We start from the raw sequence: 5,678 nt of genomic DNA, 5'->3' as shown, positions 1-5,678 counted from the left end.
TCTTCGGAGGGCCTGTTGTGGGTTGTTACGGGGGGTGTCTGGTCTTTGAGAACTCAATAGTGTGCACTTGATTGTTTTGTGCCAAGTTTGGTTTCTGGTTGCCATGTTGTGGTGGCTGGGGGCCTGTTTTTTTGGATGATGGAATTGCCAGTTTTGGTGGTTTTGTTGTCAGGGTTGAATTCGCATTCTGCTGGCCCTGTGGGGTTGGTGGGGTGTTTTCGTTTTTTACGGAGAGTTTGATCCTGGCTCAGGACGAACGCTGGCGGCGTGCTTAACACATGCAAGTCGAACGCTGAAGCTCCAGCTTGCTGGGGTGGATGAGTGGCGAACGGGTGAGTAACACGTGAGTAACCTGCCCTTCACTCTGGGATAAGCGCTGGAAACGGCGTCTAATACTGGATACGAGACACCGCCGCATGGTGAGTGTTTGGAAAGATTTTTCGGTGGGGGATGGACTCGCGGCCTATCAGCTTGATGGTGAGGTAATGGCTCACCATGGCGACGACGGGTAGCCGGCCTGAGAGGGTGACCGGCCACACTGGGACTGAGACACGGCCCAGACTCCTACGGGAGGCAGCAGTGGGGAATATTGCACAATGGGCGCAAGCCTGATGCAGCAACGCCGCGTGAGGGATGACGGCCTTCGGGTTGTAAACCTCTTTTAGTAGGGAAGAAGCGAAAGTGACGGTACCTGCAGAAAAAGCACCGGCTAACTACGTGCCAGCAGCCGCGGTAATACGTAGGGTGCAAGCGTTGTCCGGAATTATTGGGCGTAAAGAGCTCGTAGGCGGCTTGTCGCGTCTGCCGTGAAATCCTCAGGCTCAACCTGAGGCTTGCGGTGGGTACGGGCAGGCTAGAGTGCGGTAGGGGAGATTGGAATTCCTGGTGTAGCGGTGGAATGCGCAGATATCAGGAGGAACACCGATGGCGAAGGCAGATCTCTGGGCCGTAACTGACGCTGAGGAGCGAAAGCATGGGGAGCGAACAGGATTAGATACCCTGGTAGTCCATGCCGTAAACGTTGGGAACTAGATGTAGGGCCTGTTCCACGGGTTCTGTGTCGTAGCTAACGCATTAAGTTCCCCGCCTGGGGAGTACGGCCGCAAGGCTAAAACTCAAAGGAATTGACGGGGGCCCGCACAAGCGGCGGAGCATGCGGATTAATTCGATGCAACGCGAAGAACCTTACCAAGGCTTGACATATAGAAGAACGCTGCAGAGATGTAGCACTCTTTGGACACTTCTATACAGGTGGTGCATGGTTGTCGTCAGCTCGTGTCGTGAGATGTTCGGTTAAGTCCGGCAACGAGCGCAACCCTCGTCCTATGTTGCCAGCGGGTTATGCCGGGGACTCATGGGATACTGCCGTGGTCAACACGGAGGAAGGTGGGGATGACGTCAAATCATCATGCCCCTTATGTCTTGGGCTTCACGCATGCTACAATGGCCGATACAAAGAGCAGCGATACTGCAAGGTGGAGCGAATCTCAAAAAGTCGGTCTCAGTTCGGATTGGGGTCTGCAACTCGACCCCATGAAGTCGGAGTCGCTAGTAATCGCAGATCAGCAACGCTGCGGTGAATACGTTCCCGGGCCTTGTACACACCGCCCGTCAAGTCATGAAAGTCGGTAACACCCGAAGCCGATGGCCTAACCGTAAGGAGGGAGTCGTCGAAGGTGGGACTGGTGATTAGGACTAAGTCGTAACAAGGTAGCCGTACCGGAAGGTGCGGCTGGATCACCTCCTTTCTAAGGAGCACTCGGAACCCTGTGGTTCCGCAGAATGGTCGTAAGCACCACCGAACGTGTGGTGGCGGCCGCTCATGGGTGGAACACAAAACAACGCAGCAAGCTGTGATGGCTCGCCTGTGCTAGTACGCAATGTTGTTTTTCGTAAGCAGTGTTGTTGGAACGGGTAGGCGGTTGTCGGGTTTGCTTTCGGGTGCATGCTGTTGGGTCCTGGAGGCCCAGACCCTGCTGGCCGTGGTGCTGGTGGGTGATGGTTCTTCTGGCCCGGGTTCATGGGACGTGTTGCCTGTGGGTCTGGGACTGTTCGTACGTTGAGAACTACACAGTGGACGCGAGCATCTTCAAACACTCGTGGATGCCGGCCGTGGCTGCCCTGTTGGGTGGTGCGGGGTTGGTGTGTGCGGGGTGTTTGTGGTCTACACGCGTGGGCCGGTCTGTCGCATGTATGTGTGGCGGGTGCGGGTTCGTGCGTGTTTTCTTAAATTTACTTATGTGATTTTGTTAAGTTGCTAAGAGCAAACGGTGGATGCCTGGGCATCTGGAGCCGAAGAAGGACGTAGTAATCTGCGATAAGCCTCGGGGAGTTGATAAACGAGCTGTGATCCGAGGATCTCCGAATGGGGAAACCCCGCCAGGGCGCGTGCGTGCCTGGTGACTCCCGCCTGAATGTATAGGGCGGGGTGAGGGAACGTGGGGAAGTGAAACATCTCAGTACCCACAGGAAGAGAAAACAATAGTGATTCCGGGAGTAGTGGCGAGCGAAACCGGATCAGGCTAAACCGTATCTGTGTGATACCCGGCAGGGGTTGCAGGTGCGGGGTTGTGGGACTTTTCTGACTGGTCTGCCGGCTGGTCGGCGTGAGAGCGGGCGTATAGGAGAACAGTCTGGAATGGCTGATCGTAGAGGGTGAGAATCCCGTATCCGAAATGCGTGCGCCGCGTGAAGAGTATCCCAAGTAGCACGGGGCCCGAGAAATCCCGTGTGAATCTGTCAGGACCACCTGATAAGCCTAAATACTCCCAGATGACCGATAGCGGACAAGTACCGTGAGGGAAAGGTGAAAAGTACCCCGGGAGGGGAGTGAAAGAGTACCTGAAACCGTTTGCTTACAAACCGTCAGAGCGCACTTGTTTGTGTGATGGCGTGCCTTTTGAAGAATGAGCCTGCGAGTTAGCGGCATGTGGCGAGGTTAACCCGTGTGGGGAAGCCGTAGCGAAAGCGAGTCTGAATAGGGCGGTTCAGTCGCGTGTCCTAGACCCGAAGCGAAGTGATCTATCCATGGCCAGGCTGAAGCGACGGTAAGACGTCGTGGAGGGCCGAACCCACTTAGGTTGAAAACTGAGGGGATGAGCTGTGGATAGGGGTGAAAGGCCAATCAAACTTCGTGATAGCTGGTTCTCTCCGAAATGCATTTAGGTGCAGCGTCATGTGTTTCTTGCCGGAGGTAGAGCTACTGGATGGCCGATGGGCCCTACAAGGTTACTGACGTCAGCTAAACTCCGAATGCCGGTAAGTGAGAGCATGGCAGTGAGACTGTGGGGGATAAGCTTCATAGTCGAGAGGGAAACAACCCAGATCACCAACTAAGGTCCCTAAGCGTGTGCTAAGTGGTAAAGGATGTGGAGTTGCTGTGACAACCAGGAGGTTGGCTTAGAAGCAGCCACCCTTGAAAGAGTGCGTAATAGCTCACTGGTCAAGTGATTCCGCGCCGACAATGTAACGGGGCTCAAGCACACCACCGAAGTTGTGGCAATCAGCGTATAGGCAAGCCTTCGTGGTTCAGCCCGCTGGTTGGGTAGGAGAGCGTCGTGCCACGAGTGAAGCTCCGGGGTGACCCAGGGGTGGATGTGGCACGAGTGAGAATGCAGGCATGAGTAGCGAAAGACGGGTGAGAAACCCGTCCTCCGGAAGACCAAGGGTTCCAGGGTCAAGCTAATCTGCCCTGGGTAAGTCGGGACCTAAGGCGAGGCCGACAGGCGTAGTCGATGGACAACGGGTTGATATTCCCGTACCGGCGAAGAACCGTCAAACATGATGCCGTGAGTGCTAAACAAGCGAAGCACTGCTTCTGCCTTCGGGTGGTCGCGGTGTGGAGAGTGTGAACCCGATGCGGTGGAGTGAGCGTATTAACAGGTGTGACGCAGGAAGGTAGCTGGTCCCGGGCGATGGTTGTCCCGGGCTAAGCCGGTAGCCCGTCTCCGAGTAATATTCGGGGGCTGTGGGTGAGAGGTGATGGGGACCCGTATGGGGAAGCCAGTGATCCTATGCTGCCAAGAAAAGCATCGACGCGAGGTTCGAGCTGCCCGTACCCCAAACCGACTCAGGTGGTCAGGTAGAGAATACTAAGGAGATCGAGAGAATCGTGGTGAAGGAACTCGGCAAAATGCCCCCGTAACTTCGGGAGAAGGGGGGCCACCCGCTTATTAGGATTTACTCCGAAAGGGTGTGGTGGCCGCAGAGACCAGTGGGAAGCGACTGTTTACTAAAAACACAGGTCCGTGCCAACACGCAAGTGGACGTATACGGACTGACGCCTGCCCGGTGCTGGAAGGTTAAGAGGAGCGGTCAACCCTTCGGGGTGAAGCTGTGAATTTAAGCCCCAGTAAACGGCGGTGGTAACTATAACCATCCTAAGGTAGCGAAATTCCTTGTCGGGTAAGTTCCGACCTGCACGAATGGCGTAACGACTTCCCAGCTGTCTCCACCATGAACTCGGCGAAATTGCAGTACGAGTAAAGATGCTCGTTACGCGCAGAAGGACGGAAAGACCCCGTGACCTTTACTACAGCTTGGTATTGGTGTTCGGTGTGGCTTGTGTAGGATAGGTGGGAGACTGTGAAGCTCAGACGCTAGTTTGGGTGGAGTCGTTGTTGAAATACCACTCTGGTCATATTGGATGTCTAACCACGGACCCTGATCGGGTTCTGGGACAGTGCCTGGTGGGTAGTTTAACTGGGGCGGTTGCCTCCCAAAAAGTAACGGAGGCGCCCAAAGGTTCCCTCAACCTGGTTGGCAATCAGGTGGCGAGTGTAAGTGCACAAGGGAGCTTGACTGTGAGACTGACAGGTCGAGCAGGGACGAAAGTCGGGACTAGTGATCCGGCAGTGGCTTGTGGAAGCGCTGTCGCTCAACGGATAAAAGGTACCTCGGGGATAACAGGCTGATCTTGCCCAAGAGTCCATATCGACGGCATGGTTTGGCACCTCGATGTCGGCTCGTCGCATCCTGGGGCTGGAGTTGGTCCCAAGGGTTGGGCTGTTCGCCCATTAAAGCGGTACGCGAGCTGGGTTTAGAACGTCGTGAGACAGTTCGGTCCCTATCCTCTGCGCGCGTTGGAGATTTGAAAGGATCTGACCCTAGTACGAGAGGACCGGGTTGGACGGACCTCTGGTGTGCCAGTTGTTCTGCCAAGGGCATGGCTGGTTGGCTACGTTCGGGATGGATAACCGCTGAAAGCATCTAAGCGGGAAGCCGGCCTTGAGATGAGATCTCCGTCACCCTTGTGGTGGTGAGGCTCCCGGGAGATTACCGGGTTGATAGGCCAGATGTGGAAGCACAGCAATGTGTGGAGCTGACTGGTACTAATAAGCCGATGACTTAACATACCCACCCCACGCTGTTTGCGTGCGTGTGGTGTTCCTGGTTTCTTCAAGCGGGACACATGTGAAAGTGATTCAACGATAAACGGCCCTCACGCTGGATGGTGTGAGTGGTGCTCGCGTCTGCTTTGTGGTTCTTGACGTACGAACCCTGTCCCCTGCGTGAGCGCAAGGGGTGCGGGTAGGTCAATAGTGTTACGGTGGTTATAGCGTCAGGGAAACGCCCGGTCACATTCCGAACCCGGAAGCTAAGGCTGACAGCGCCGATGGTACTGCACTCGGGAGGGTGTGGGAGAGTAGGACACCGCCGAACCCCCTTCACAGAAAAGG

Annotated in this window: 3 rRNA genes; all 3 read left to right on the top strand. The window is 55.6% G+C overall.

The window, feature by feature from the left end:
- The first annotated feature begins 224 nt into the window (after window positions 1-224).
- The 3 genes from J4H92_RS15140 (at window position 225) to rrf (ending at window position 5,661) form a co-directional block, all read left to right on the top strand.
- Window positions 225-1,748: ribosomal RNA gene (locus J4H92_RS15140) — 16S ribosomal RNA — on the top strand.
- Between the two features lie 499 nt (window positions 1,749-2,247).
- Window positions 2,248-5,354 (top strand): 23S ribosomal RNA (locus J4H92_RS15135).
- Between the two features lie 190 nt (window positions 5,355-5,544).
- Window positions 5,545-5,661, top strand: a 5S ribosomal RNA gene (gene rrf / locus J4H92_RS15130).
- The 16S, 23S and 5S rRNA genes sit together here, the layout of an rRNA operon.
- Window positions 5,662-5,678: the final 17 nt, after the last annotated feature.

The sequence above is a fragment of the Leucobacter weissii genome, assembly GCF_017565745.1.
In the GTDB taxonomy this organism is placed as follows: Bacteria; Actinomycetota; Actinomycetes; order Actinomycetales; family Microbacteriaceae; genus Leucobacter; species Leucobacter weissii.
The sequence above is the reverse complement of the archived record's forward strand: the minus strand, read 5'-3'. Positions and strand labels throughout refer to the sequence as shown.